The organism is Mesorhizobium sp. LSHC412B00 (assembly GCF_000503035.1).
Lineage (GTDB): Bacteria > Pseudomonadota > Alphaproteobacteria > Rhizobiales > Rhizobiaceae > Mesorhizobium.
The window spans coordinates 278434-304223 of the sequence record NZ_AYWB01000007.1 but is presented as its reverse complement, the minus strand read 5'-3'; the positions used below and the strand labels follow the sequence as shown (position 1 = coordinate 304223).

27 protein-coding genes, 1 tRNA gene and 1 pseudogene are annotated in these 25790 nt (G+C 59.8%); 24 read left to right on the top strand and 5 right to left on the bottom strand.

Features of this window, described 5'->3' with window-relative positions; all coding sequences use genetic code 11:
• Position 1: 1 nt before the first annotated feature.
• The 3 genes and pseudogenes from X757_RS01000000164885 to X757_RS148825 form a co-directional block, all read left to right on the top strand.
• A pseudogene (locus X757_RS01000000164885) lies at positions 2 to 1039 on the top strand (phage major capsid protein); the annotation flags it as partial.
• On the top strand, positions 987 to 1259 hold the full coding sequence (locus tag X757_RS1000000169705) for a phage major capsid protein (RefSeq protein WP_373432838.1): 273 nt from the start codon (positions 987 to 989) through the stop codon (positions 1257 to 1259). The pseudogene X757_RS01000000164885 and the gene X757_RS1000000169705, both read left to right, overlap by 53 nt.
• Positions 1260 to 1372: 113 nt before the next feature.
• Complete coding sequence (locus X757_RS148825; RefSeq protein ID WP_156933437.1) at positions 1373 to 1855, top strand: hypothetical protein; 483 nt, start codon at positions 1373 to 1375, stop codon at positions 1853 to 1855.
• Between the two features lie 364 nt (positions 1856 to 2219).
• Here the strand turns inward: X757_RS148825 and X757_RS1000000168965 are convergent, their stop codons facing one another.
• Entirely contained in the window at positions 2220 to 2654 is a 435-nt protein-coding gene (locus tag X757_RS1000000168965) for an HNH endonuclease signature motif containing protein (RefSeq protein ID WP_245275074.1), read from the bottom strand.
• A gap of 440 nt (positions 2655 to 3094) precedes the next feature.
• Here X757_RS1000000168965 and X757_RS148835 point away from each other — a divergent pair, with 440 nt between their 5' ends.
• The 13 genes from X757_RS148835 (at position 3095) to X757_RS1000000167985 (ending at position 10986) form a co-directional block, all read left to right on the top strand.
• Positions 3095 to 3430 (top strand): hypothetical protein, encoded by a 336-nt coding sequence (locus X757_RS148835; RefSeq protein ID WP_023726543.1) that lies wholly within the window; start codon positions 3095 to 3097, stop codon positions 3428 to 3430.
• A 2-nt stretch (positions 3431 to 3432) separates the two neighbouring features.
• Positions 3433 to 3792, top strand: coding sequence for a hypothetical protein (locus X757_RS148840; protein WP_031251342.1), 360 nt, complete (start codon positions 3433 to 3435; stop codon positions 3790 to 3792).
• The gene (locus tag X757_RS148845) at positions 3789 to 4073 is read left to right on the top strand and encodes a head-tail connector protein (RefSeq protein WP_023726541.1); all 285 of its coding nucleotides are present in this window, start codon (positions 3789 to 3791) and stop codon (positions 4071 to 4073) included. Before X757_RS148840 ends, X757_RS148845 begins: the two co-directional genes overlap by 4 nt.
• On the top strand, positions 4073 to 4492 hold the full coding sequence (locus X757_RS148850) for an HK97 gp10 family phage protein (protein WP_023726540.1): 420 nt from the start codon (positions 4073 to 4075) through the stop codon (positions 4490 to 4492). Before X757_RS148845 ends, X757_RS148850 begins: the two co-directional genes overlap by 1 nt.
• Complete coding sequence (locus X757_RS148855; protein ID WP_023726539.1) at positions 4489 to 4902, top strand: DUF3168 domain-containing protein; 414 nt, start codon at positions 4489 to 4491, stop codon at positions 4900 to 4902. The genes X757_RS148850 and X757_RS148855 overlap by 4 nt, the downstream gene beginning before the upstream one ends.
• A complete protein-coding gene (locus X757_RS148860; protein WP_023726538.1) occupies positions 4903 to 5223 on the top strand; it encodes a phage head closure protein in 321 nt (106 codons plus the stop codon).
• Between the two features lie 17 nt (positions 5224 to 5240).
• Positions 5241 to 5350, top strand: a tRNA-OTHER gene (locus X757_RS1000000167990).
• A 129-nt stretch (positions 5351 to 5479) separates the two neighbouring features.
• On the top strand, positions 5480 to 5752 hold the full coding sequence (locus X757_RS148865) for a P27 family phage terminase small subunit (protein WP_245275071.1): 273 nt from the start codon (positions 5480 to 5482) through the stop codon (positions 5750 to 5752).
• Positions 5749 to 7356 carry a terminase large subunit gene (locus X757_RS148870; RefSeq protein WP_023726536.1) on the top strand — a complete coding sequence of 536 codons (1608 nt, stop codon included), beginning with the start codon at positions 5749 to 5751 and terminating at the stop codon, positions 7354 to 7356. Before X757_RS148865 ends, X757_RS148870 begins: the two co-directional genes overlap by 4 nt.
• Before the next feature lie 8 nt (positions 7357 to 7364).
• Positions 7365 to 9389: a hypothetical protein gene (locus X757_RS148875; RefSeq protein ID WP_023726535.1), complete on the top strand. Its 2025-nt coding sequence runs from the start codon at positions 7365 to 7367 to the stop codon at positions 9387 to 9389.
• A gap of 77 nt (positions 9390 to 9466) precedes the next feature.
• On the top strand, positions 9467 to 10390 hold the full coding sequence (locus X757_RS148880; RefSeq protein WP_023726534.1) for a hypothetical protein: 924 nt from the start codon (positions 9467 to 9469) through the stop codon (positions 10388 to 10390).
• Positions 10391 to 10500: 110 nt separating this feature from the next.
• Positions 10501 to 10686, top strand: coding sequence for a hypothetical protein (locus tag X757_RS148885; RefSeq protein WP_023726533.1), 186 nt, complete (start codon positions 10501 to 10503; stop codon positions 10684 to 10686).
• A 39-nt stretch (positions 10687 to 10725) separates the two neighbouring features.
• Positions 10726 to 10986 (top strand): hypothetical protein, encoded by a 261-nt coding sequence (locus tag X757_RS1000000167985; protein WP_023726532.1) that lies wholly within the window; start codon positions 10726 to 10728, stop codon positions 10984 to 10986.
• Between the two features lie 52 nt (positions 10987 to 11038).
• On the opposite strand, the gene X757_RS148890 is transcribed toward X757_RS1000000167985, so the two are convergent.
• The 3 genes from X757_RS148890 to X757_RS1000000166605 form a co-directional block, all read right to left on the bottom strand.
• Positions 11039 to 11365, bottom strand: a complete 327-nt coding sequence (locus X757_RS148890) for a hypothetical protein (protein WP_023726531.1) — start codon at positions 11363 to 11365, stop codon at positions 11039 to 11041.
• 92 nt (positions 11366 to 11457) lie between these two features.
• Positions 11458 to 11904, bottom strand: a complete 447-nt coding sequence (locus tag X757_RS148895; RefSeq protein ID WP_031251340.1) for a DpnI domain-containing protein — start codon at positions 11902 to 11904, stop codon at positions 11458 to 11460.
• A 137-nt stretch (positions 11905 to 12041) separates the two neighbouring features.
• Positions 12042 to 12749 (bottom strand): DUF4145 domain-containing protein, encoded by a 708-nt coding sequence (locus X757_RS1000000166605; protein ID WP_023726529.1) that lies wholly within the window; start codon positions 12747 to 12749, stop codon positions 12042 to 12044.
• Positions 12750 to 12874: 125 nt separating this feature from the next.
• On the opposite strand from X757_RS1000000166605, the gene X757_RS148905 reads away from it, so the two are divergent.
• The 8 genes from X757_RS148905 to X757_RS148935 all read left to right on the top strand — a co-directional run bounded on the left by X757_RS148905 (position 12875) and on the right by X757_RS148935 (position 21076).
• Positions 12875 to 13324 (top strand): hypothetical protein, encoded by a 450-nt coding sequence (locus tag X757_RS148905; RefSeq protein WP_156933436.1) that lies wholly within the window; start codon positions 12875 to 12877, stop codon positions 13322 to 13324.
• 28 nt (positions 13325 to 13352) lie between these two features.
• Positions 13353 to 14306 (top strand): Abi-alpha family protein, encoded by a 954-nt coding sequence (locus X757_RS148910; protein ID WP_023726527.1) that lies wholly within the window; start codon positions 13353 to 13355, stop codon positions 14304 to 14306.
• Positions 14307 to 14409: 103 nt separating this feature from the next.
• On the top strand, positions 14410 to 14745 hold the full coding sequence (locus X757_RS1000000167980; protein ID WP_156933435.1) for a Rap1a/Tai family immunity protein: 336 nt from the start codon (positions 14410 to 14412) through the stop codon (positions 14743 to 14745).
• Positions 14746 to 15154: 409 nt separating this feature from the next.
• Positions 15155 to 16114: a LysR family transcriptional regulator gene (locus tag X757_RS148915; protein WP_023726526.1), complete on the top strand. Its 960-nt coding sequence runs from the start codon at positions 15155 to 15157 to the stop codon at positions 16112 to 16114.
• A 164-nt stretch (positions 16115 to 16278) separates the two neighbouring features.
• Positions 16279 to 17292, top strand: coding sequence for an amino acid ABC transporter substrate-binding protein (locus X757_RS148920; protein WP_023671115.1), 1014 nt, complete (start codon positions 16279 to 16281; stop codon positions 17290 to 17292).
• A gap of 171 nt (positions 17293 to 17463) precedes the next feature.
• Positions 17464 to 18651, top strand: a complete 1188-nt coding sequence (locus X757_RS148925; RefSeq protein ID WP_023726525.1) for an amino acid ABC transporter permease — start codon at positions 17464 to 17466, stop codon at positions 18649 to 18651.
• 18 nt (positions 18652 to 18669) lie between these two features.
• Positions 18670 to 19794: an amino acid ABC transporter permease gene (locus X757_RS148930; protein WP_373432837.1), complete on the top strand. Its 1125-nt coding sequence runs from the start codon at positions 18670 to 18672 to the stop codon at positions 19792 to 19794.
• Between the two features lie 49 nt (positions 19795 to 19843).
• Positions 19844 to 21076 carry a MalY/PatB family protein gene (locus X757_RS148935; RefSeq protein WP_050593938.1) on the top strand — a complete coding sequence of 411 codons (1233 nt, stop codon included), beginning with the start codon at positions 19844 to 19846 and terminating at the stop codon, positions 21074 to 21076.
• 161 nt (positions 21077 to 21237) lie between these two features.
• On the opposite strand, the gene X757_RS1000000165750 is transcribed toward X757_RS148935, so the two are convergent.
• A complete protein-coding gene (locus X757_RS1000000165750) occupies positions 21238 to 25764 on the bottom strand; it encodes an autotransporter outer membrane beta-barrel domain-containing protein (protein ID WP_156933434.1) in 4527 nt (1508 codons plus the stop codon).
• Between the last annotated feature and the right edge of the window lie 26 nt (positions 25765 to 25790).

Here is a 25790-nt window from a genome sequence, read left to right as displayed (position 1 = left end):
AATGAAGACTGCAAATAGGCGGGCGCTTACCGGCGCCCTCGAACTGAAGGAAGCCGACGACACTGAAAACGTCGTCACCAAGGCACTCGCCGACCTGACTAAAACGGTCGATGATCGCCTGAAGGCTGTCGAGGCCAAGTCTGGCGATAGCGTCAAGCTCACCGAACGCTTCGAAAAGCTCGAAGCCAAGATGAACCGCCCGGCTGCCGCGAACTCGAATGTTCCCGTCGCCGACAACGACAACCCTACGCCTGAAGCAAAAGCATTCGGCACGTATCTCCGACGTGGCGATCGAGGTCTTCAAGACATCGACGTGAAGGCTCTTACGGTCGCGACGGATGCGACCGCCGGCTATCTCGCACCGACCGAATTCAGCGGGGAGATTCTCAAGGCCTTGCGCCTTTTCAGCCCGCTTCGCCAATACGCCAAGGTCGTGACCATCGCCGGTTCAGAGATCAAGTTTCCTCGCCGCATCGGCTCGACCGCCGCGACCTGGGTTAGCGAGATCGCCGACCGCACCGAAAGCGGCCCGTCCTATGAACAGGTCACGCTGACGCCGTGGGAGATGGCAACCTTTGTCGAGATCAGCCGGCAGCTGCTTGAAGATGCCGCCTATAATGTCGAGGCCGAAGTTTCCAGCGATCTTGCCGAGTCGTTCGCCATCGCCGAAGGCAAGGCGTTCGTTGACGGCACGGGCACCGATCGCCCAAAGGGCATTCTCGTCGCTACCGGCATCGCCGAAGTGAAGACTGGCGTTGCCGCTGACTTCCCGACCACAAACCCCGGCGATAAGCTCATCGACGTCATGAGCGCGATCCCGACAGCACATGCGCAGAACGGCGCATGGGCGATGAACCGCAACACGCTCGGCATCGTGCGCAAGTGGAAGGACAGCCAGGGCAACTATCTCTGGCAGCCCGGTCTACAGGCCGGTCAGCCATCCTCGCTGCTTGGTCGTCCGGTTATCGAAATGGTCGACTTCCCCGATGTCGCGGCCGGCAAGTTCCCGATCGTGTTCGGCGACTGGTCCGGCTATCGTATTGTCGATCGCACCGACTTCAGCATCCTGTCCGACCCCTACACGCGGGCGAAGAACGGCATCNTCCGGCTATCGTATTGTCGATCGCACCGACTTCAGCATCCTGTCCGACCCCTACACGCGGGCGAAGAACGGCATCGTTGTTCTTCACAGCCGCAAGCGTGTCGGTGGCGACGTCACCAACCCTGACCGCTTCGCTAAGCTGAAGATTTCGGCGTAACGAACATGCGGCTCGCACCTGAAACCATCGTCATCCGGCAAGGCAGCCATGCTTTGCGGCTGCGACCGTCATTGCGGGCCGCAAGCATCCTTCAGCACAAGCACGGCCTGGGCATGGTCGTGCACGGCCTCAATCACGGCAACTTTGGTATCATCGCCGATGTTGTGATGGCCGCCACTGATGACCCGGCCGCCTACCGCGACCTTCTAGAGATCGTCGCCGACAAGGGCGTTCGTTCTCTCTCGTCGCTCTGCGATGACCTGTCCCTGTTCGTGGCATTCTGTTTCGGCATCGATGCCGACGCTGAACATCCCGCTGAGACCCGCGAGAAGGCGGGCAAAGAATTTTCAATCGAAGCCGGCCTTGAACAGTTCTTCGAGATCGGCACAGGCTGGCTAGGCTGGTCGCCGACCGACACATGGGCGGCAACGCCTGCGGAGATCATCGTCGCCCAGCGTGGCCTCGTCGCCAGGCTGAAGGCCATTCACGGCAGCGCCGAAGAGACGCCCGAATATGATCCGCTCGAAACTGTAAGCCCGGAACAGGTCCGGGAAGGCATCGCTAGATTGCGAGTGCTGGCGCGTCAGACCCAATGACCCGCCCCCCACACCTTTGCCAATGTGGCAAGATCGTTCCCGCGGAGCCGCGTTGCGCTTGTCAGGTAGTGCGCGACCGGACCCGCAAGGCACGCTTCGATCGCACTAGGCCGTCGGCCCGCGAACGCGGCTACGACTCCAAGTGGGAGAAGGAAAGCAAGGCGTTCCTCGCCATGCCACAGAACCGCCATTGCGCGTGCGCCTGCGGCCGGCTCGCTAATATGGTCGATCACATTGTCCCGCATCGTGGCGACAAGCGGCTCTTTTGGGACCGATCTAACTGGCAGCCGATGGCCGCGTCACCCTGTCATTCGAGCCTTAAGCAACGACAGGAGCGGCAGCCATGAACTCTTTTGGCGTTCGATCAATCAGGCTCAATCTCGACCATACGCTCAAGCATCCGAGCATTGTAGTCACGCCCATCTGCTCCAGAATGCGCACGCCGGTGGCAGTTTGGGCAAAGCCCGATCACGAAGCGGGGATTGTCAGGTCCGCCATCGCTGAGCCGACGAATATGATGTGGCTCAAGATAAGGGACGCCGTTCGGCCTAAGGAACGGTGCGGCTTGGCCGCAGCTCTCACAATTTCCTCTTGCGCGAGCCACGACGTAGTCGCGCACATCACGGCTGCGCTGGATTATGGTGCTCTCGGCCACTCTCCGGCCTGGGGCTTCTACCGACGCCGCGAACGCACGTGCGCGGAGCGCGTCGATATCGCGGCCTATCTGTGGCTCCACTTGTTGTGTGGCTTCCTCGACCGCCTCCAACGCGCGCAGTTCAAAGACGATCGCTTGGCGCATGTTGCCGTCGCGATCAGGTGCCTCTTGTCTGTGATAGCCCGCGCATACCATCTCGCCTTCGAAGCGAAGACCTGCTGGGAGCTTTCGAAAAAGAAGGAGATCGCAACCATTCGACAGGTGATTTGCGATCGCAGCGTTGCCGCGGGCTATCTGCATATCTCCTCTTTGTCCTTCTCCGAAATACTCAAACGTGCCGTCGGCAAGAAGCCGGTCGGCATAGCCGTGTTCAAGTCCTTCCTCACCTGTGATGACGATTACAACCTGGTGAGCGGCAGGCGTGATAATTCCGCCTTGCTGCTGCCCGCCGAAGTGCGCGTGAATGTCTCGACGCCGATTGTAAATCCGGCCGCGTTCGAATCCCCAAGCCATTGTTGCTTTCTCCCCTCAAAGCCCAGTTTGGCGGAGAGACTATCCGCGCGCAACTATCAAGGAAGACCCGAATGACGCGCGACTACACCCTTACGTTCGAAGGCATCTCTCAACCCATCTGGGAATGGGCGCTCGACTATGGAATCCCTGTAAGAACGATCATGACCCGCCTTCACCAAGGCATGTCCGTCGAACGGGCAATCACCAAAACCATTCTAGCCAAGCCAGGCGTCACGCTCGATGAACTCGACCCGACTTGGGCCCGGGGGGTGGTCTCTGACCTGCCAGCATCCGTAGGGACCGGCGGGAGGAGCACCGTGCAAGAGAGCACAAATATAAATATTTCAGCTTGCGCCAGTCATAAAATCCTGTATCAGGATCATGTCGAACCCAAAAAAGGATTTTGAACATGCTCCCTACACCAGCGACGGTCGCCAGCCTTTTCGCCCTCATGATGCAACGCTACGGCAAGACGCGAGCCCGCATCAGCAACGTCACCTTAAAGTCTGTCTCACGCCGGTCAATGCTGCGCGCGAAGTTCCTTTCGGACGTCCGCTCCGAACTTGAAGAGTGGGGCTATCTGATCGTCCCGCTTGATCGCGGCGGATTCGGTCTGCTGTCCAGTGCGTCTCTGGAAGGTGCGCCTCCCATCACCGCTAAGGGTCTCATCCCAGAAGAGCTCGCCGCATTGAAGAAAAACGACCTGAACGAAGATGCAGTCTGGGCGGAATTGGCTGCCGAGGTTGAAGAGCCTCAAGAGGAAACATGACCGACCTTGCCCTTCTCAAATCACACATGAACCTCATCGGCACCGATGACGATGCCTTGCTGACCCACAAAATCGCGGCGGCCGAACAGTGGATTTCTGATCACATCGGAAAGGATCTAGCCAGCATCGATCCGATGCCGGCTACCCTTACCGAAGCCGTGCTTCAGCTTGCAGCCGCCTGGTATGAGCAGCGCGAGGCCGTCTTAATCGGCATTGGCGCGAATGAAGTGCCTTTTGGCGTCCGCGATCTCATTCGCCCTTACCGTGAATGGGTGCTTTGATGGCGTATTCCAAACAGCTTCAAGCCTTCGACAAGGTCATGCGGGAGCTTCCCGACGCCGTCGCGAAGGCTGTTCAGCCTAAGCTGGTCATCGAGGCGAACAAGATCGCCGGCCGTATTCAGCGCGCAGCGCCGGAAGATAGCGGCGACCTGAAGGATTCAGTGGCCGTCACCACACCTGGTCAATCGACGCCTGCCTATTCGCAGCCAGGCGGTTCGCGCATCGCCGCGAACAACGAAGCCATCATCACCGTCGGCAACCACGTCGTTCGCTATCCGCATCTCATTGAATACGGCACTTCCAAGATGGCGGCTCAACCCTATTTCTGGCCGATCGTTCGGGTTTTCGGCCCGCGCGGGCAACGTGCGATCAAGCTCGCACTCGGCAAGCTGGTCAAAGCCGCGTGGCAACGGTCATGATCGAACCATCCCTGGCGCTTCAGACCGCCATCAACACCCGCCTTTCTTCAACACCGGCCGTCACTGCACTCGTTGCGGCCGATCAAATTCGCACCGGCAGCATGCGCCGTGAGCAGCTGCCTTCCGTCATCATGGCGGGCTCGCAAACCGAATATCTTGGCTATAATTCCGGCAGGCAATACAGCGCCCGCGTCTTGCTAGACCTACATATCTGGGCGCTCGACGCTGGCGGCGATTTGGCGAAGGCTATCGGCTTCGCGCTGCACGGCGCGTTGCTCGCGCCGCTCGTCATGGTGGACTGCGCTATCGATTTCTTTGAAGCCAGGAACGTCCGCTGGCTTCGCGACCCGGACCCTGACTTTGCGCATGGCGTCCTCAACGTCGAAGCCGTCATTAGGTGGAGCCTCTAGATGCGCGCTGGTAGACTTTCGAGAACGATCACGCTGCAGCGTTCCAACGGTGAGACAAAGAGCCCGACCGGCGTTGTCACGCTATCCTGGGTGAACCTCGCCACCAGCCTTCGCGCCGAGATGATCGGTGAGACCGCTGACGAGACGCCTCGCACGTTCGGCGAAGCCGAGAACATCACCATCACATTCCGCATCCGCTACGTCGGCAATCTCACCACGGCCGACCGTGTGCTTTATGAGGGGACGCCTTACAACCTGATCGGGATCGCTGAGATCGGCCGACGGCGTGGCCTCGAGTTGCGATGCGAGCGCAAGCGATGACTTGTGCTACCCTCACCGCGCCGGTGGCGCAATTGGTAGACGCGATTCGCAACGCAGCGGCCCGGATGTTGCCGGAAGCCTTTGTCGGCTGCGTTTTTGGTTGCGGGTTCGATCCCCGCCCGGCGCACGAACCATTCCTGTGACGCATCTTCGTGGCGTGAAGCCAGCCCTGTCGCATGATCGCGACCCGCTCACTAAGGCACCGCCACCACCTCGCTACTTCAGCGCGTTCGCTAAGGCCGAATGGGCGCGTGTCATGCCCCGGCTCATTGACGATCGGATCATCACCAAGGCCGATCTCGGCGGCGTCGAAGACTTCTGTCTGGCGCGCGGGCTGGTCCGTGAGATCGACGCCGTCATGCGCGACGATAGCGGCACGATCGACCTGAAGCTGGTGCGGGCACAAGACAAGGCAATGCAGACGGCCCGGCAGCTTGCCGCCGAGTATGGCCTGTCGCCAACTTCGCGCACCCGCGTCGGTGGTCGCGACGACGAAGACGGCGACACGAACCCGCTGGACGTGCGATGACCGCCAGCACTTACCCTGAATGGATATTCGACGGCTCGCCGATTGCCGACCCCCTTGGCTATGGCGACCGCGCCGTGCGCTTCCTGAGAAGCCTCAAGCATCCGAATAGCACCGCGCCTGGTAGCGGATTTCAACTTCATGATTGGCAGGAAAGGATTGTTCGACGCATCTATGGTCCGCGCCACCCAGATGGCCGCCGAATTGTCGAGACGGTTTTCTGGATGATTCCTAGAGGAAATCGGAAGACCTCGTTGGCCGCGGCGCTGGCGCTGCTTCACACGATCGGCCCTGAGAAAGTCCCGGCCGGCCAGGTCATCTTTGCCGCTTCCGATCGCGAGCAAGCCGGGCTCGGCTTCAAAGAGGCCGCGAACATCATCCGCATGGACCATCGGTTGATTGCTGCGACCAAGATTTACGATGCGCACAACAGCGTCAAAAAGATCGTCTACAAAAAGCAGGACGTATCGCTTCAGGCCATTTCGAGCGACGGCGCATCGCAGCACGGCAAGACGCCCGCCTTTATCCTGGTCGATGAAATACACGTCTGGAAAGGCCGCGACCTTTGGGAAGCGCTGAAGTCCGGTTTGGTGAAGACGCCCGGCACGCTCATGGTGATTGCCACCACGGCCGGCCGTGGCTCTGAGAACATCGGTTTCGAGCAATACGACTACGCCCGCAAGATCGCGCTCGGCGACATCGACAATCCCGCTTTCCTGCCGATCATCTTCGAAGCCGCCAATGACAACGATTGGAACGCTGAAGCGCTCTGGCATCGCGTCAACCCTGGCCTAAGACATGGCTTCCCGAATCTGAACGGCCTGCGCTCGCTGGCGAAGGAAGCCGAACACCGGCCGGCCGAACGCCACGCCTTCAAACAATTTAACCTCAACATGTGGCAGGCCCACAGCCGGACACCGCTTTTCGACATGGCTATCTATGACGAAGGCCTGTTCGAGTTCGAGCTTTCCGACCTTGAAGACTTGCCGTGTTTCATCGGCGTTGACCTGTCCGTGAACGGCGACCTGACAGCCGTTGTCGCCGCGTGGCGGCACGACGACGGCCGGATCACGGTCTTTCCATGGTTTTTCGTGCCAGGCGACGACCTGCGTGGCCGCGCCGACCGCGATGGCGTTCCCTATGAGCAGTGGAAGGCAGATGGTTATCTCACCGCAATCGACGGGCCGATCATCGAACCTGAAGTGATTGAGGCCCACGTCCGCGAACTATGCGCGCGCTTTCGCGTCGAGGAAGTAGCCTTCGACCCGCACCTTGCGCGGACGATGATGCAGCGGCTCCACAATGACGGCATCCCCGCAATCGAGATGCGCCAAGGTCCGCTCACGATGGCGCCAGCGATCGGCGACCTTGAGCGCACCGTCAATGGCCGCAAGATTCGCCACAGCGGCCATCCTGTCCTTCGACATCACTTCGACAGCGTCGTGGCCTCGACGGGCGATACCGGCCTGACGCGCATGCACAAGGCGACGGCCCGCGACCGCATCGACGGCGCTGTTGCAACCGCAATGGCAGTCAGCCGGGCCGCTGCGAACGACAACTCCCGCTCGATTTACGATCACGACGATCCCGAAGAACTCTTTGCATAGGAACGACCATGGCAGACGACCAGATTTTAGCCGTAGACCTCATAGCCCGCGATAGCGATTTCCGGCGAAGCTTCGAACGCGCCCGGGTCTCGGCTGTTTCTGACTTCGACAAGATCGAACAGCGTGCAAAGACCATGACATCGCGCCTGGACACGTCGTTCGCGAATATCGGCGGGCTGCTTAAGGGCGGATTGGCCGGCATGTTTCTAGGCGCTGGTGCAGCCGCTACGGCCGCGCTTGCACCGCTCGCGCTTTTCAACAAGGCGCTCGACACGATCGACATGGCTTCGCACCTGGTCGACACGGCCGACCGCATCGGACTGTCGACAACCGCTCTTCAAGAACTCGGCTTCGGCTTTGCGCAGGCTGGCGTCGAACAGTCTGAGTTCGAAACAGGCATGGAGCAGTTTTCGAAGCGCATCGGCGAGGCAGCTACGAAGGGCGGCCGGCTGGCTGACATCCTGAAGGCGAACGGCATCGCCATCCGTGACAGCAACGGGCAGATACGAACTTCCGAGCAGCTTCTCGCCAGCTACGCGGAGTTGATCCGCAATGCGTCTTCCGAGCAGGAAAAGATGCTCTTGGTCACCGAAGCCTTCGGTCGTGGGGGCGGCGCAATGCTCGTCGGCCTCAACGACGGCGCTAAAGGCATTCTGAACATGAAGAAAGCCGCAGAAGATGCCGGCGGTGTCATCGATGAGCAGCTATTGCGTCGTGCGGAGGAGATGGGCGACCGCTGGGACGCTGCATGGCACCGTTTCTCCGTAAGCTCACAATCGGCCATCCTGTCGGCCCTGGAAGGCATGGATGGCCTTAACAAGATGCTGGTGGACCATCAAAAGCTGGTGGCTGCAGCCGGGCTAGGCACGCTTGCCGGTTCGCTGGTGCCTGAGAAGGGTTCGGTCATCACTGGTGCGGGCAAGGGCGATAAGCCTGACGCGATCGACGTTCGCATTTCACAGGCCTTCGGCGGCGAGATCGACAAGGCCGACGACAAGCTCGTCGAACACCTGAAGGCCAGATACGGCAATGCCATGAACCGGGCGACCATCATTCCCGGGGAAGCCGGCGATAAGGCCAGCGGCTCAAAGGCAAAGTCTCCAGCGCCGGATGGTTTCGAGCGCGAGTTGGCACAGACGCAACGGCGCATTGCGCTCATGCGGGCCGAGACAAGCGCACAAGCTGGCCTCAATCCCCTGGTCAACGACTACGGCGACGCGCTCGCCTTCGCTCGAACTAAGCAAGACCTTCTCAACGCCGCACAGCAGGCCGGCAAGACGATCACGCCCGAACTGGCGGCAACGATCGACGGGATTGCCCGGTCCTACGCCAGCGCCTCTACAGAGGCGCAAAAGCTAGCTGACAGCCAGGATAAGACCCGCGCGATCGCGCAAGAAATGTCCGGCCTTGGTCGTGACGTTCTCGGCGGCTTCATTTCTGACTTACGCGCCGGCGCGTCGGCATCTGACATGCTGGTCAACGCCCTTGGAAAAATTGAAGACAAGCTTCTCGACATCGCCTTGAACGCGCTCTTCAGCACGACCGACGGCGGCGGCATCATGGGGATCATCGGTTCACTGTTTGGCTTCAGCGGTGGCGGGCTTGTGAAGGGGGATGCCTGGGCCGGTATGCGTCTCGCCGGTGGCGGCCACGTTCGCGGACCTGGCACCTCAACGTCCGACAGCATCCCGGCCAGGCTCAGCGACGGCGAGTTCGTCGTGAACGCTCGCGCTACGTCTCGCAACCTGGCACTGCTTCAGGCCGTGAACGACAATCGCCTTCCCGGCTTTGCCGATGGTGGGCTTGTCGGCGACACGCCAGCTTTCGCCGGCAATGACAACCGCGCTGGACCTCAAGTCGTCATCAGCGCCCCGGTGACCGTGCATGGCAGCGCGGGCACACCAGCACAGAACGACGACCTTGCTAAGAAGATGGGGCGTCAGATGGAGGCTACGATGCGCGGCGTCGTTGCCGACGAACTTCGAAGGGCCTCACGTCCCGGCAACCTCGCCAACAATCGAGGCCGCCGCTAACTTTCCGCTATATCGTAACCAGCAGAAAAAAAGATCGGCCACAGTTTCCCGACGGCGACCGATCTTCAGGAGTTTCTATGTCTGTATATAGCACTTCCGCGCCCGAAATGCGCTCTACCACAGAGGATTTTTTTCCTATCATCGCGACGACCCTGGGTCGGCCTGGTGACAGAAAGGGAAATCGGAAGCACCTCAAATCACCTTACCGCGATGCAGCGTTCCGCTATGCGTTCCAAGGGCTCGACGCTCTGGACGAGCTTGAGGAAAGCGGGCCGACTTCAGTTACAGTGTCCTTGCCCCTCACCAACACCTCAACCCCTACACGCTACGTCCGCGAACGTCTCTCCTCTGAAGCATCTGCACGCCATGAACGCTTCTGGGAACCCTTCAACGTCTACACCGGCTTGCCCGCCCACGACGTGCCGGCTGTCTGGCGCGATCTCAGCGACGTGTATCGCCTAGAGTGGTTTCATCACGCGCTGCGCCACACTGGTCCCGTTCACGCCTTTACCTTGAATCTCTCTCCCGACATCGACCGTCTAGCCCGCACCAAGCCGTCGGCCGTCAAATGGTTGTCCAGGCGGATTGCCCGTCAGCTTAGGCTCGCTCTCGGAATGCCTATTGATTTCTGGTTCGCTGTAGAGGTCACAGAGACGGGTCAGCCGCGAAGGCTACATTGTCACGGCGAGCTACAGATCGCGCCTGGTGACTCTGTGTGCGCCCGCAAAGCACTACGCATCGCCGGTGGTGAGTGGGATGACGCTCGCCAGTTCCAGGCTGACACCATCCCGAACCCGGATGTTGTCTGGAGTCACTACGTTCGCGGGTTGTCGGTCTTGTCTGGCGTCGTGCCTTATCGAGGGCGGTTCAAGAACCTAAGCCGGCCGATTAACGGTGACTGGTTCACCGCGACCAACACGGTTCGCAGCGGTGCGAGTTCGCTCTATACCGGCCGACGCCTAGCGGTTCTCTCGCTCCTAAAGAACTTTCCGGCAGCCTGAAAGTCATCGATGACTTATATAAGTATCTGAAAATGTTACATAATATTCGTTGACGGCTACGTCGGGATGACTCATGTTGCCCTCGCAATCCTGCAACGGAGGACACCCGCATGGATACCTACATCGATAACGACACCTATGACCGGCTTACCCTGGCTCTCGCCGAGATCGAGCCTTGCCCCTTCACCGGCAAGCGCGAGCCTTACCAGATGGTCGAGGCGCTTATGGCGGCCCAGTTATGGCCCGTGAGCATCAGGGTTAGCCCTAACGTCGGTCCGGCTGAAAAACCGCTATAATAGGAAAAACCCACAACCCGTGGGCTAAGGAGAACCACTTTGACGAACATACCTCTACAGCGGATCACCTATAAGCGTGTCCGTGAACTGCTACTGGCTTCTGCAAACGCCGATAAGGCGCACCAGGTGCAAATCCTGATCGATGAGGAAGGCAAGTCGTTCGCCACCGGCAGTGTCGACACCGACATAGCTGTAATGACCTATGACCGCATGACTGCCGAGCATCCTGACCTGGGGCTTATCCGCGTCTACTGGCCTCGCAAGCGGCCACAGGATCACGGCTACGCGACGGTGGCTTAGCTATGATCTAGGGAGGGATTATGAGCGGCGCATAATGGCGCCGCTCATGCTCCTAGTCTTTGTCGGAATGGTCCGGAAGAATGTCGACTGAAAGGCCGGCTGTGTTGATATCCTCGATCGAGGCTAGCGCATCTCTAGCCACTTGCTCATCAATGTGGTCATCGTGAATCATCGTGCTGAAATACTCTTGCAGCAAGTTATAGCGGCCAGCATTGTCCGCCTCGCCCCAATCGTGGTTGGAGCTCCCGGCCGACATCGGGTGAACAGCTAACGCTGGATGCTGCGGCATTGTCGTCACTACAACCCTTCCCCGGTTTGCTTGGCCTTCGTAAAGGTCGCTATTCGGGGTCCAAACTATCAACGCGTCCTTCGCTAGCATTTTACTCTCCCTGTTATGTTGCTTGAAATTGGGGGCCTACGTGCCGTCGGCCGACGTTCATTCTCATGGACTATCGCGGCCAGTGTCGCTTTCTATCTAATCCGAACTAGCCGGTCCTTAACCCCCTCCAGATCATAGATAAAGCCTTGCCATCCCGCCCGGCGAGCAGTTTCTGATAGGGGCTTTCGCATCTTGAACATAGCCGGCGTCTGAAGATCCGCCGAGAGGTAAAAGATCGAATACAGCCATGCCTCGTCCACGAGCACGAGGAACAGCGGAAAATAGATGGCGGCCAGCATGCGATCGTTCTGCGGCCCCCATGCAGCGCCCAGGATAGCCTTCGGGACGATATCTAGACGCTTAACACGACTGGCTTTGACCTGACCTAGATATCCGCAAAAATCGCATATGACATCTGCGCATTTGAAATTCGGTGGCAACCTGACGAGCGTTTTCGCCCGCTTGCATTTCGGGCAAGCGCAGTCGGCAACCACGCGTTGTTCGCCGAACAGTCCAAGATCCTGCTTGAGAGTAGGCATCATGTCACTCCTTCGAGCCTGAACACCCGACTCGCCGCGCATCGCACCCTGCCGACCTGTCTCAGCGCCCATTAGGCCATGTCTGACCAATCGCCGGACAACACATCCGAAGGGCGCGGATCACACCATGCACCTTTTTAGCCACCGCCGGTCCTTCGCGCCTCTCGCCTTTCTTTGGCTACTCTGATCCGCCCTGGCACCGTGTATAGCCGGGTGAGCAGTTGTTGCGTGAAATCCTGGAGATCAAGGGCATCTGCTTTGGTCAGCGTGCCATCATGGGCGCCGTCGTTTCCGTCTTGTTGCACGGCTTCCGCAAGTTCCTGAAGTTCAACAGGCAGCAGCTTATTGTCAAACAACCACTGCAGCCTAAGGCCAAGCGACCTCCTGATTCCTTTTGAGGGCTCAGGATTGTCTGCAGGCGGCAAAAGTGACTTAGTAGCGAGATCAATAACAGAGCGGAACATTGTTCCGGCCGCGTTCCAACATTCGACAGATCCGCAAGTTGCGCCTTCTAGAAATACGGCCGAGATATCGTCCGGTGTGAATTCGGGTGCCGGATCAATTTGACGATCGCGCAGCGAAATGTAACGCCCAGTTGTCATAAAGTCGTTCAAGTAGCCGTGCTTTTTCAGGAGCGCGCCTGGGGCCTGGATTTCCTCCCGAAGGTCATAAGTTTTGTTTTCAGCGACAAAAATCGTCCCTGTATGGCAATGGCGACATATCGAAAAAAGTTCGAACCGCTCAACCCAATTTGCCTCGACAATGCCTCTCGAATTTTGGCCCGCCACGTCAAACGTCGAATTTCTGGTGCCACATCTCGGGCAATCTTCTCTAAGTAACGCCATCCCCGTCTCTTCTCCGCCCGTGAAAAACTATTCGACTCATGCTCTAGGTAGCTGTCGCGATCAAGAGTGCATATGTTGAGTTGAGTGCAAGCCGGATGACGACTAGGAAATCGGAGGAGAGAACGGTGCCATTGACCCGCGATGAGGCTATCGAGGTGCGCAGGTTGCACTACGAAGAGCACCGTAAGGACGCACACCATGCTATGCAGCTGAATGCGGATTATGGAAAGTGGCTAATTGCCTCGCTTCTCCTGGTCCACGGCGCTGCAATCGCATTTCTGGCACAGAATGACCGGCTCTCGAAAAGCGTTTTGCCTCTAGTGTTCTGGTGGCACGTTACGGGCCTGATCACAGCGCTGACCTGCGGCTTTATCGTGTGGATCAACTGGAGCCTTCACGGCCGGTTCCACGGTTCGGTGTCGCCGCAGATGATATACGATGACACGCAATGGCCCGATTATGACGGTCCCGCGAGGTGGATTAATCGAACTCACTGGCTTGCTATTGCGATGGGGCTTGCATCGGCGATGTGTATCCTTGGCGCCGCCGTCACCGTATATACAAGGGCGATCTAGGGCCGCGTAGGGAAGAGGGGTGGCGCAGATGGGATCAGAGGTAACAAAAGCTCCAGAGGTAACGCTCATAAAAAGCGAGATGGAGGCCGCAGCCGCCCGCGTGGCAGAGAGAGCGATGAACACAACGCTAGACGGCGTGTCGGGCGTCCTGGGCGATTTATTCGGGGGATGGTTCGGCGACGGCATCAAGCAATGGCGAACGCGAAGGCTCATAGACACACTGATTAAGACCAAGGATCATCTGGAGGCGGCCGGAATCCCGATCGAGAATGCAAAGTCCCTACCTATGGGCGAGCTTTATGCGATCTTCGAGGGGTGCTCTAAGCAAGAGGATATTTCCCTCACAGAAATGTGGTCGGCATTGTTAGCAAACGCCATGAATCCGACCAATGACAAGTATATTGATCCATCGTTCTCCAGGATTCTGGGAAATTTAAGCGGGCTCGATGCGGCGATACTAAAGTATATAAAAGATTTTAACCGAAAAAGAGAAACCCTATCCGCAACGCAAAGAGAAATATTGAACAAGGCTCAAACTGATAGGCAGATCAAGGGTGAGAAAAGCTTCCATGAAATGATTGACAAAATTGAAAAGGAATTCTCAGAGTGGGCAGATAATGAGCATCTTAGCCAGTTCAGTGAATTTAGCGCAGAAAACATTTCTTACTCTATAAGCAACTTGCTTAGAATGGGGTTGATTTACCCTCCGGAATACACGATCCCTGAAAATCTTATCCAAGTCGGCATTCAGAAAAAACCTAGGAACGAGAATGAACTCGTAGCCGACGATAGGCGGTTGCGCGCATATCTACGAGCGATGAACGATCAGGCGGGCGCCGCCATCGAGAAGAGAAGCACGCTTCAAAGCCTTGTCACAATCGTCCGTCCCAATTGGCCAATGATTCAGCGAAACGAGACAATTCAGCCGGCGTATTCACTGTCTGGCCTTGCAATACGATTCCTGCTGGCGTGTTCGCCCTAGGCGGCTGCTTACGGGGCTGGTCCGTGGATCATTCGCATGATCTTGTCGAACGTGGATGCCGGAGGCTAGTTTGCCCGCGAGCTTGGCACTGGGTGGAAGGAACATGAACCGAATTGCCGCAATAGCGTTGATCGTAGCTGGATTGTTTCCGTCGCAGGCTTTGGCTCTTAGCACACAGGAGCTTCTGAATGCGTGCCAAAGCAAAAAAGGATCGGACGATAACTTGTTTTGCCTCGGCTATGTCAATGGCGTCGCCGACGCGATGGGTCGGTTGCTCGGGCCGGATGCCAAAGATAGGTATTGCCCCACACAACCTACAACCTATGGCGCCTTTCAGCAGGCATTTGTGAACTGGGCGCTGCGGCATCCTGAGAAATGGTCCGCAATAGCGTTCAATGGAGTGAATCAGGCTCTTCGCGCAACGTGGCCATGCCCGTAAGAAGCCATATATCAGTCGCTACAAAATTTAGCCCGTTGTGTGCTACAAAACTGAGCTATAGACGACCGATAACCCATTGAAATTAAAGGCAGTGATATACCCTCTGCGTTTCCCGCTCTCTCCGCCACTATCAAACCATTGAAACCGCCGCGATTTCCCATCCCAGCGGGTGCGGCTGACTTTACTTCACATGCTCGCCCTGGGTTCATGGCGGATTGCCGGCTTGCTCGCCAAGCCAGGCGCAGAAATGCCGCGGAGCGATGCGGCGGTCGTCGTCACCTGGTCCGCCAGAGTTTCAAAGGCGTAGCGCCGAACCTCTGTCTTCACTCTTCGTGCCCCATCTGTCACCGTCGCAACCAACGCGGTAGTGCCGCCTGGTGCGGTCTCAGGTCGCAGATGAGGTAATTCCATGAATTATAACGATATCGACCTCAATCTATTGCGGGTCTTTGACGTGATGATGCGGGAAAGGAGCGTGACGCGGGCGGCTACCGAATTGGGCAGAACACAATCAGCTGTAAGCCACTCCCTGTCGAAGCTTCGGTATCTATTGCAGGATGAATTGTTCACCAGAGATGGCGGCGAGATGCGGCCAACTCCCCGGGCAGTTGAGCTGCTGTCGAATATTTCCGCCGCACTCGCAACGATCCGCGCATCGATCGACCGGCATCAGATCTTCAATCCAGCAACGACGCGGCGCAACTTTCGCGTTGGACTTACAGATTATCATGCCATGGTTTTCATCCCGGGCCTCATTCGAGAATTTTCCAGGCAAGCTCCTGGCGCGACGCTGAACGTCATTCCCGCAAACGGACCCGAAATCGGTTCATCGGTCTATCTGAGACAAGTTGACTGCGCGCTGACGGGAGCAGCGATACGCGACGACCCAGGTCTCTTGAAGGTGGAGCTTGGCCAGGACCGATTGTTTTGCGCGGTGTGGAGTGGAAGCAAGATCGCCAGAAGCGCAATGACGCTGGAAACCTATCTGGCCAGTTCTCACCTCCAGATTTCCGCAGATGGCCTGGCGGAAGGCCTCGCGGATGCCGCCCTCAAACAGATGGGTCTTCGCCGCAATGTCGTTGCGACCATCTCGAACTATCCGGTGCTGCCCTGGGCGCTTCGCGGCACTGAACTGATTACCCATTGCGGTGATGCCATCCTGCAAATGCTGGATGAGAGGAGTGAGGTGACGTTGGTCCCGCCACCCCTTCCGATAGCGAATGTGAATGCCTGGCTTATTGTTCACCGCCAGATGGCGAATGACCCGGGAACCAGGTGGCTCCGGGAAATCATCGTGGGAATCTACAACGAATCGCGGACCAAGAGACACCAAGGCACGGTCGGAACACCGGGATCCGCCGTAAAATAGATCGCGCGCGCTATCGTCTGTTTCACCACTCGAACGCCTTTGTACCTGCGAGCGGGTGCCGCGCAGTTATGAAGGGCGCTCATTTTGACCATGAGAACAATCGATTTGACGAATAGTTCACCTGGAGAGCACATTCCCTTCAACAATAACAGGGGAATGCCGAAATGAGATCAACGTTCAAGGGCCTACTTGCCCTCGCTATCGCGTGCACCGCCTCCTCGGCGTGGTCCGCAACCCTCGACAATGTCAAGAAAAATGGCGTGCTGACCTGTGGCACAAATTCGGCCACGGCTGGCTTCAGCCTCCCCGACAATGAAGGCAAATGGACCGGATTTGTCGTCGATTATTGTCGCGCCGTGGCCGCTGCCGTGCTCGGGGATGCGCAAAAGGTCAAGTTCATCCCATTGACGCCAAAGGATCGCTTCACCGCCTTGCAGTCGGGAGAGATCGACATTCTCGCGCACAACGCAACCTGGACATCGTCCCGCGATACGTCGCTAGGCATACTGTTTGCCGGCACGTATTTCTATGACGGCCAGGGGTTCATGGTGCGCAAGGCCGACAACATCACGTCGGCCAAGGGGCTCGACGGCGCATCGATATGCGTCACCCAGGGCACCACGACCGAGTTGAACCTTGCCGACTATTTTCGCTCGCAGTCGATCAAGTACACGACGGTTGGTTTCGCGGACGAGGAAGCTGTGGTGAAGGCTTATGAGGAGGGGCGTTGCGACGTCTTGTCCGCAGACACCTCCACCTTGAACGCGTCGAGGCTTCGCATGGCCAAGCCGGACGACAGCATTGTTCTTCCCGAGCTGATCTCCAAGGAGCCGCTTGGCCCGGCGGTGCGGCAGGGTGACGACCAGTGGTTCAATGTGGCGAAGTGGACGCTCTACGTCATGGTGGCCGCGGAGGAATACGGGGTCACCTCCAAGAACGTCGATGCCATGAAATCGTCGGACAATCCCAGCATCCGCCGCCTGCTTGGCGTGGAAGGCAGCATAGGCAAGGACATCGGGCTCGGCGATAACTGGCCGGTCGAGGTGATCAAACAGGTCGGCAATTACGGCGAAGTGTTCGATCGCAATGTCGGCAAGGATTCGCCGCTGAAAATGGAGCGCGGCATGAACGCGCTCTGGAACAAAGGCGGCGTTCAGTACGCTCCGCCGATCCGCTAATGCATGTCGCTCAAAAATGGCCCCGGTTTTGAGACAACGACATGCATACCGAAGACCCTAAAGCGCGTCGCCTGAGTCCGTTCAAACCCGACGCGCTTTAGGCAAAGGCATGGTTGCAAGGCGCTGGCGTGTTACCGTCAGCGCCTTGCACGGACCCGATAGGAACAGCCCATGTCCCATTTGTCGCTTCCCGCGCCGTCGCGCAGGAGGTTGTCGCTGCACGATACGAAGGTGCGGGGCATCTTCTACCAGCTCTTGCTCGCCGGCTGCCTGCTGGCCTTGGCCCTGGGCATCGGCATGCAGACTGCATCGAATATGCGGGTCCGGGGGATTCCGCTCTCATTCGACTTTTGGAATGAGTCTGCCGGCTTCGACATCAATCAAACCCTGATACCGTACGATGCATTGTCCAGCTACGGTCAGGCGTTCTGGGTGGGAGTGGTCAACACCCTCTACGTCAGTCTCCTCGCAATCCTGTTTGCGACGTTGCTTGGCTTCGTCATCGGCGTTGCCCGCCTGTCGCCGAACTGGATCGTTTCGAAGGTGGCGACCGCCTATGTCGAGCTTGTGCGCAATGTTCCGTTATTGCTGCAGCTGCTGTTCTGGTACAACGCCGTCCTCAAGCCGTTGCCCTCGCCGAAGGCGTCCATCGCCATTCCCGGCGGCATCTACCTCAACAATCGCGGCCTCATCGTTCCGGAGATTCATTTGCATCCGGGAGCGGGTCTGGTGGGCCTGGCATTCGTTGCGGCCATTTCCTGCTGCGTTGCGTTCTGGTTTCGCGCCAGGAGCATCCAGAGACGGACGGGCAGGCAGCTGCCGGTGCTTCTGGTCAGTCTGGCGACCTTGATAGGATTTCCGCTGGTCGTGTTCCTGGCGGCTGGCGAGCCGGTCTCGTTCGTCGCCCCGCAGCTACGGGGTTTCAATTTTCAAGGCGGGCATCAGCTCTATCCGGAGTTTGCCGCTCTCCTGATCGGTCTGTCGGTCTACACCGGTTCATACATCGCCGAGATCGTGCGAGGTGGAATTCAGGCAGTGCCAAAGGGCCAGACCGAGGCTGCGCATGCGTTGGGGCTGGCGCCGGGCAAGACGCTTCGTCTGGTCGTCGTTCCCCAGGCGCTGCGCATCATCATTCCCCCTTTGACAAGCCAGTATCTCAACCTCATCAAGAACTCGTCGCTTGCCGTGTTCATCGGCTATCCCGACCTCGTTCAGATCTTTGCCGGCACGGTGCTCAATCAGACCGGAGCCGCCGTCCAGGTCATGGCGATTACTCTGTCGGTCTATCTCGTCATCTCCCTTGCCACGTCGTTGGTCATGAACGCGTGCAACCAACATTTTGCAATTGTTGAAAGGTGACGGATGAGCGATCAGTCCATGCGTTCGCCAATTGTGATCAGCGCGCTCATACCAGCCATGGCGCCTCCCGCGGACGTTCGACCGGGTCCAGTGAGCTGGATGAAAAAGAACCTGTTTTCGACGCCGTCTTCAGGCGCGCTGACAATATGCTTTGTCCTCCTCGCCACGTGGCTGCTGCATCACTTCCTGAGCTTTGCGATCTTCAACGCGGTCTGGAGCGGCGGCCATGAAGCTTGCCGTGCGAACAGCCAGGGGGCTTGCTGGCCTTTCATCGCCGAGAAGTTCGACTACCTGCGATACGGCGCGTATCCGGTTTCCGAGCGGTGGCGCGTGGACCTTGCGCAGGCGATCGGCGCCATCCTGATCGTTTGGCTCCTGTGGACGAAGGCTCCGCGGCGCAAAGTGGCGGCGTTGCTGTTCTTCCTCGTCTACCCCGTGGCCGCGTTCGTTCTCGTGCGCGGCGTTGCCTGGCTTCATTTGCCTGTCATAGATACGACGCTCTGGGGCGGTCTCTTGATCACGTTGCTGATGTCGATCGTGGGTATCGTCTTCTCGCTTCCGATCGGGCTTATCCTGGCGCTTGGACGCAGGTCGGAACTCCCTTTCGTCAAGACGGTTTGCGTCACGTTCATCGAAGTCGTCCGCGGCGTGCCGTTTATCACAGTGTTGTTCATGGCGAACTTCATGATGCCGCTCTTCGTCCCGGATTATCTGACACCTGATCGTCTGTTGCGCCCGCTCATCGCGATAGCGTTGTTCTCGTCCGCCTATATGGCCGAGGTCGTGAGAGCCGGCCTTCAGGCGATCCCGAAGGGCCAACACGAAGCGGCCAAGGCGCTCGGGATCGGCTACTTCGACATGATGCGCCTGATCGTCCTCCCTCAGGCGTTGACGATCGTCATACCGAGCATCGTCTCGACCTTCATCGGTCTGTTCAAAGACACGACTCTGGTCGCCATCGTCGGCATCGCGGATTTCCTGAAGGCCGTGGAAACGGCGCGCGTCGATCCGAACTGGGCAGGCCCGACGATCTCATCAACCGGCTACCTCTTTGCGGGGCTGGTCTACTGGAGCTTTTGCTTCGGCATGTCGCGTTACTCGCAATCTGTGGAGCGCCAATTGGCGCGTGGCCACAAATCCTAGGAGGCGCTGATGATGCCGCAAGCAATGCCCGCGGCAAGGTGACTATCAAATGGCTTGTGCAGACACGCCCGCATCGGCGCTTGGGCAGCGACATATCGCGGGAATAGATTTCGACCAGATCCACGACCGTCAGCAGTTCGGATCCGTCAAATGGGCCAACCAGTGGGACGAGTTCTCTCCCCAGGTCGAGGGCCAGGACCTGCTGTCGCTGTGGACGGCGGATATGGACTTCCGCGCTCCGGAAACCGTCATCGCGCGACTGCGCGAGGCCGCGGAGCATGGCATTTACGGCTACACACGCCGCGATCCGCGCCACTATGAGATCGTGCAATCGTGGTTCGCGCACCGGCACAACTGGTCGCCGAAACTGGAGACCTTGCTTCCCGCGCCGGCGATCATGCCGTCCGTGGCTGCGATACTGCGAACCTTCACCAAGCCCGGTGACTGCGTCATTGTGCAGTCGCCCGTGTACTCGCCCTATTTCGAAGTTGTTCAGGGAAACGGGCGGGTTCTGCTTACGAACCGGCTGAGGCTGCAGAACAACAGATATGAACTCGATCTGGATGATTTCGAGAAACTGGCGGCCGGTGGCGCCAAGGCATTCCTGCTGTGCAATCCTCACAACCCTGCCGGAATGGCCTGGACACGCGAAGAATTGACGGCGCTCAACGACATCTGCGAGCGCCATGGCATCCTGGTCATATCGGACGACATTCACTGCGACATAAGGTTGTCGGATCGTCCTCACATCGTCTTCTCCTCCATCTCGGAAGATGCTGCGGAGAAATCGTTCATCTGCACCGCTCCAACGAAGACTTTCAACCTTGCCGGGGTTCCTTCGGCAACGATTTCGGTAGCCAGCAAAAAGCGCCGCGAGGCGCTTCTTGCCGCAATGCAGGCGTCATTCATGGTGAATGCGAACTTTTTCGGCCGCCTGGCCGTGGAGGTTGCTTACAGCAGCGGCGCGCCGTGGCTCGACCAACTCACGCGCTACATCGCCGGCAACATCGATCTGGTTTGCGAGTTCGCCGGTGAACACCTTCCAGGCATCACGCCCATGCGGCCCGACGCATCGTTTCTGGTGTGGTTGGACGCGTGCGCGCTCGATGGCCGAGTGGGTGGAATTCAGAAATTCTTTGTCGATCGGGCCGGGGTTAATCTCTATGACGGCCGCGTCTATGGGCCTGGCGGCGAAGGCTTCATTCGCCTGAATGTCGGCTGCCCGCGTCCCCTGTTGCGCCAAGGGCTGGAGCGCATGTCCAGCGCGCTGGCATCCCTGTGATCGAGCGCCAGGGTGCTTCGGATTCGAGCCTGGTACTTGATGCCGGCAGCCGGTAAGGAAACGTCCGAGGGCCGACGAGCCGGGTGGCCCGCAAGTCCGGATCCATAACCGTGCCGGACACGACCCTCAAGCCAAGGTCGACATGTCCATCTCGATCGCCGCTACCATTTCACAGCGAACCCGAGCTTGGCGCCCAGGGCGTGGCTATCGCCAAAATCCTTGAGGCTTGTCCGCGCTGTTCCTTCTCCGAAGACGGCGTAGCGACCGTCCGCCCAGCTCAGCGAGCCACCAAGGCCGACACCGCCCCACAGCGCCTGATTTTCGCTGACCAGTTTCGTGCCAGACACATCGACATCATTTCCGTCGAGGAAGTCGTAGTAAAGGTTGCCGAGCCCGTAAATGTGCGTGCGGCTGACTTGCCCCGCATCGTCCACCCACTGGTCTTCATAGTCCGCGGAGAGGCCGAGGCGGCCAACGAGGCTGTTGCTGCTGCCGGGCGACACGACGGCGCCAAACGGGTCGGTGAACGTGTCGAAGTCGACCGACGAATAGACAAGCTGGGCTTGGGGCGTCAGCGACCAGTTGCCGTTGAGGGCGATCTTCTGTCCGGTCTCGATGCTCAGCCCGTAGCCGAAACCGTTGTTGCCGTCCGCAAGCGTGGTGCCCAGCGTGGCCGACCGGATGTCACTGTCATACCATGTCGCCTCGGCCTGCGCGTCGACGTAGAAGCCACCGCTGCCGAACCAGGTGAGCGTGCTGCCGACGCCGTAGCCGGTGGCAGCGATCGACCCTGCCCCGAAGATCGAGGAGACGTCCGACGACGCGGTTCCGTAGTGGGCCGTAATCCCTCCGATCAGGGTACCGGCGTCGCTTTCGTGCAGCAGGCCATCGACGCCGGCCTGCAGCTTCCAGGTGGTCACATCATAGTTCGTGCCGGAGGTCGACGTCTCCGGCTTGATCTCGGCATGGGCAGCTTCGATGCGCGCCCATATCGCCTTGCCGTCGACCGAGCCCTGGCCTGGCAGGTCCGCACCTTGCGGCGTAGCACCCTCGCCCCACGACCGATTGCCAATGCGTTGCTGCATGGTGCCCAGTTCATTGAACGCCTGCAGCACCCCTTCATAGGCCTCGTACAGCGGCACGCCGGGCGAATAGAGCGGCTGCGGATCGGGATCGCCGTTGACCAGGGCCGAGCGCAGATACCAATCGCCATCGGCCGGTGTGCTGACGCCGCCTTGGTAAAGCCTGTAGGCATAGGCGCCCGCGACGACCGCTGCATCGCCTTCGAAGGTATAATTGCCGTCGAGCGAGAAGCTGCCGTTCGAGACGCCGCCGACGTCGACGATCTTGATGCCTCCGACCGTTTGGGCGCCCGACCCGCCGAAATTGACGACCTGAAGGGTACCCGTCCCTGACGTGTTGCCGGCGATCACCAGCATGTCTGTCGGCGAACCGTCACCACCGAGCGCAGCGTTGAGAACGACGGCGCCGCTATTGCCGACATAGTCGCCGCTTACGGTAAGTGTGTCGCCTGGGACGCCACCCGCGATGCGCACCGTTCCGGCGTTGCTCAGCCCCGCAATCGTCTGGGACGTGCCGGCAAGATCGAGCGTGGCGCCCGAGGCGACGGAAAACTGCGAGGAGGAACTGAACGCGTTCGCAGCGCCCGCGGCAAGCGTGCCGCCGCTGACCGCAGTGGCGCCGGTAAAGCCTGAGTTGTCCAACGCAAGCAGCAGCGTGCCTTGGCCGTCCTTGATGAACGTACCGGCGCCCGAGAGCACGCCGGCATAGCTGGCGGAGGCGACTTGGTCGAATGTGAAGGAGGCGCCGGCGCCGATCGCGACATCGCCACCGAAGCGCTCGGCCGCCGAGACGAGGCCGCCTTGATTGACGGTCCAGTCCAGCAGCGACGTGCCTGACAGCGTCAGCACGCCGGCGCCATCCTTCATCATTGCGCCGGTGCCGGAGATATCGCCGGCGAAGCTGGCGTCCGCCGCCTGGTCGAACACGACAGTGCCGGAATTGCCGATGTCGCCACGAATCGAGGTTGCATCGCCGACCAGCGTGCCAGCGCTGACCAACGTGTTGCCGCCATAGCTGTTCGTTCCCGTAAGCGTCAGCGTGCCGGCGCCGGTCTTGGCAAGGCTGCCAGCGCCAGAGATCGCACCGGACAAGGTCAGGTCGGCCACAGTGTCGAAGGTGCCGCCGGCCGACGAAAGCGTGACGTCGCGCGCCGAGCTGAACGCCGCTGTGTTGCGCAGCGTCCCGCCGGAGAGCGTCAGGCCGCCAGCGGCAACGCCGAGATTGTTGTCGGCTGAAACAGATAGCACGCCGCCCAGGACGGTGGTGCCGCCCGTGTAGGTGTTGGCGCCGGACAGCACCAGCGTGCCCGCATCGGTCTTGGTCAGGCTGCTGGTCCCGGTTAGCACGGAGGCGATGGTGGCGGTGTAACCTGCTCCGGCCACCGTGCCGTCGCCGACCCGAATGATGCTCTCGCCGCCAGCGCCATCAAGCGTGATGGCGTCGCCTTCGATGCGGTAGCCATCGGCGGCGAATTGCATGCCCGTAATCGCAAGCGCGCCGGCGCTGCCGTCGGCGATGACGGTGCCGCCGAGCGTCTGGAAGATGGCGAAGCCGGGCTGCGGCTTCATCGCGCCAGTTACCAGGCCGGTGCTCGTCGTCCAGTTCAGGCTTGTCGCCGTCCACGTGCCGTTGCCGCCGTCGACCAGATCATTGTTGGCATTGCCGGCCGCGTCACCATCCCAGAAGAGCAAGTCGGTGCCGACGCTGCTGACGAGATTGACCTGGTTGGCGACGGAGGTCTGCACCGTCAGGTCGGCGGCCGTGACACCGGCCGGCAGATTGCCGAGCTCGAGACCATTGTCGGTGAGTGCGCCGCCATAATTGATTAGCCGGTAGACGCCAGGCCCGAAGCCGCCGACATCGGTGATGTTGAGGCTGCCGTCCAGCGTCAGCGCGCCGGTCACCTCGATCAGGTCGTTGACACCGCCGCCGACAATGGCCGCCTGGCCGAGCTCGTAGTCGAGCATAGAACCGGAGCTCAGGCTGAGCGATCCGACCGTAAGCGTGCCAGGGCTGGACCCCGGCGCCAGCACACCGCCATCGGCGACGATCACCGCGCCGCCGATCGAGCCGGAGCCGCCCAGCGTGCCGCCGCTGTTGACCGTCGTTTCGGTGCTGCCGAGCGAGCCCTCGACGATAAGCTTGCCGCTGTCGACGGTGGTGCGGCCGGAATAGGTACTGTCGCCCTTGAGCACCAGGGTGCCGGCGCCCTCCTTGTAGACGCCGCCCACGCCGGTCAGCTCGCCATTCGCGGTCAGCGTCGTACCCGCCGCCGCGCGGAAGTAGCCATAGGCGGAAGTGAGCTTGACATCGCGGCTCATGGCGAAGCTTGCTGTCGTGCCGAGTTCGCCGCCGTCGAGTGTCAGCAGGCCCGTAGCGGCACCCAGATTCTGGTCCGACGCGACCGAGATGCTTTTGCCGGTCCCGACCTTGGTGCCGCCGCTGTGGGTGTTGGCACCGGTCAGCGTCAGCGTGCCGAAGCCTTCGATGTCGACGCTGCCCGAGCCGGAGATATTTCCGCCGAAGGTGTGGGGGCCGAGGTCGAGAAACGAGACAGCGCCGTTGTCCAGGATGTCGCCACGGATCGCCACGGTGTTGCCGGCAAGCGTTCCTGCATTGACGATGTTGCCACCCGTATAGCTGTTGGACAAATTGGTGACGTTGAGCGTGCCGGCGCCGCTCTTGACCAGTGTGCCGGTGCCGGTCACCTGGCCTGACACGTCCAACTGCGTGCCTGCCACCGTGTCGAACCCGCCGGTCGAATTGATCAGGACATTGCGATTGGTGGCGAAGCTGGTGGTCGTGCGCAACGTGCCGCCGTCGAAGGTCAAGCCGCCCGAGAGGGCGCCCAGATTGTTGTCACTCGAAATTTGCAGGGTCCCGCCGGACAAGGTCCAAGGCGTGACGGCAGTTGTCGTCCCCGTTAGGGTCCAGGTGCTGTTTCCGGTTTTCTCGTAGAACCCAAACCCGTCATATTTGGCGCCAGCGCCGATCTGCGACACACCGAAACTGGCGCTGATATCGCCACCCAGCTTGAATGTATCCGCGGCGCTGAAAGCGACCACATTGCCTGTGATGGTGGAGCCGGCCTGAATCTCCAGCGAATTGACGCCGCCGGTGAACTGGATGGCTTTGCCGGCTGCCGGCGTTCCGCCACCGGTGCCGACGGCACCGCCGCTGATCGTACCCGCATTGATGACCGCGATGTTGGCGCCCTTGATCCCTGCGGCGCCATCGCCGCCTGCCAAGGAGCCCTGACCGCCACTGCCGCCAACGATCGTCGCACCTAGCTTGTTGATGACGGTTCCACCTGAAAGCAGCAGAACAGCGGCGCCACCGTCCCCACCGCCGCCGAGAACTGTTCTTCCACCGGCACCCCCGAGCAGATTCCCGCTGTTCTGGATTGTCCCGCCGCCCATCAGGACGATGGCAGCTGCGCCGCCGCCACCACCTGCTTGGACCCCAATTGTGGAAAGACTCGTGCCGCCGGTAACGCTGCCGCCCGCCTCTACAAACACGTTTGCGGACGAGAATATGCCGACGCCGCCACCACCGCTGCCGCTGTTGCCATTGGTCCCACCTCGGCCGCCAGTGCCACCACTCACCGATCCTGTGCCAGTGACTGTAACGT

Excerpts from the sequence above, each read along its gene's own strand:
- X757_RS148825 (WP_156933437.1), top strand. The coding sequence starts at position 1,373 with ATGGTCGTGCACGGCCTCAATCACGGCAACTTTGGTATCATCGCCGAT.
- X757_RS1000000168965 (WP_245275074.1), bottom strand. The coding sequence starts at position 2,654 with ATGCGCCAAGCGATCGTCTTTGAACTGCGCGCGTTGGAGGCGGTCGAG.
- X757_RS148835 (WP_023726543.1), top strand. The coding sequence starts at position 3,095 with ATGACGCGCGACTACACCCTTACGTTCGAAGGCATCTCTCAACCCATC.
- X757_RS148840 (WP_031251342.1), top strand. The coding sequence starts at position 3,433 with ATGCTCCCTACACCAGCGACGGTCGCCAGCCTTTTCGCCCTCATGATG.
- X757_RS148845 (WP_023726541.1), top strand. The coding sequence starts at position 3,789 with ATGACCGACCTTGCCCTTCTCAAATCACACATGAACCTCATCGGCACC.
- X757_RS148850 (WP_023726540.1), top strand. The coding sequence starts at position 4,073 with ATGGCGTATTCCAAACAGCTTCAAGCCTTCGACAAGGTCATGCGGGAG.
- X757_RS148855 (WP_023726539.1), top strand. The coding sequence starts at position 4,489 with ATGATCGAACCATCCCTGGCGCTTCAGACCGCCATCAACACCCGCCTT.
- X757_RS148860 (WP_023726538.1), top strand. The coding sequence starts at position 4,903 with ATGCGCGCTGGTAGACTTTCGAGAACGATCACGCTGCAGCGTTCCAAC.
- X757_RS148865 (WP_245275071.1), top strand. The coding sequence starts at position 5,480 with ATGCCCCGGCTCATTGACGATCGGATCATCACCAAGGCCGATCTCGGC.
- X757_RS148870 (WP_023726536.1), top strand. The coding sequence starts at position 5,749 with ATGACCGCCAGCACTTACCCTGAATGGATATTCGACGGCTCGCCGATT.
- X757_RS148875 (WP_023726535.1), top strand. The coding sequence starts at position 7,365 with ATGGCAGACGACCAGATTTTAGCCGTAGACCTCATAGCCCGCGATAGC.
- X757_RS148880 (WP_023726534.1), top strand. The coding sequence starts at position 9,467 with ATGTCTGTATATAGCACTTCCGCGCCCGAAATGCGCTCTACCACAGAG.
- X757_RS148885 (WP_023726533.1), top strand. The coding sequence starts at position 10,501 with ATGGATACCTACATCGATAACGACACCTATGACCGGCTTACCCTGGCT.
- X757_RS148890 (WP_023726531.1), bottom strand. The coding sequence starts at position 11,365 with ATGCTAGCGAAGGACGCGTTGATAGTTTGGACCCCGAATAGCGACCTT.
- X757_RS148895 (WP_031251340.1), bottom strand. The coding sequence starts at position 11,904 with ATGCCTACTCTCAAGCAGGATCTTGGACTGTTCGGCGAACAACGCGTG.
- X757_RS1000000166605 (WP_023726529.1), bottom strand. The coding sequence starts at position 12,749 with ATGGCGTTACTTAGAGAAGATTGCCCGAGATGTGGCACCAGAAATTCG.
- X757_RS148910 (WP_023726527.1), top strand. The coding sequence starts at position 13,353 with ATGGGATCAGAGGTAACAAAAGCTCCAGAGGTAACGCTCATAAAAAGC.
- X757_RS1000000167980 (WP_156933435.1), top strand. The coding sequence starts at position 14,410 with ATGAACCGAATTGCCGCAATAGCGTTGATCGTAGCTGGATTGTTTCCG.
- X757_RS148915 (WP_023726526.1), top strand. The coding sequence starts at position 15,155 with ATGAATTATAACGATATCGACCTCAATCTATTGCGGGTCTTTGACGTG.
- X757_RS148920 (WP_023671115.1), top strand. The coding sequence starts at position 16,279 with ATGAGATCAACGTTCAAGGGCCTACTTGCCCTCGCTATCGCGTGCACC.
- X757_RS148925 (WP_023726525.1), top strand. The coding sequence starts at position 17,464 with ATGTCCCATTTGTCGCTTCCCGCGCCGTCGCGCAGGAGGTTGTCGCTG.
- X757_RS148930 (WP_373432837.1), top strand. The coding sequence starts at position 18,670 with ATGCGTTCGCCAATTGTGATCAGCGCGCTCATACCAGCCATGGCGCCT.
- X757_RS148935 (WP_050593938.1), top strand. The coding sequence starts at position 19,844 with ATGGCTTGTGCAGACACGCCCGCATCGGCGCTTGGGCAGCGACATATC.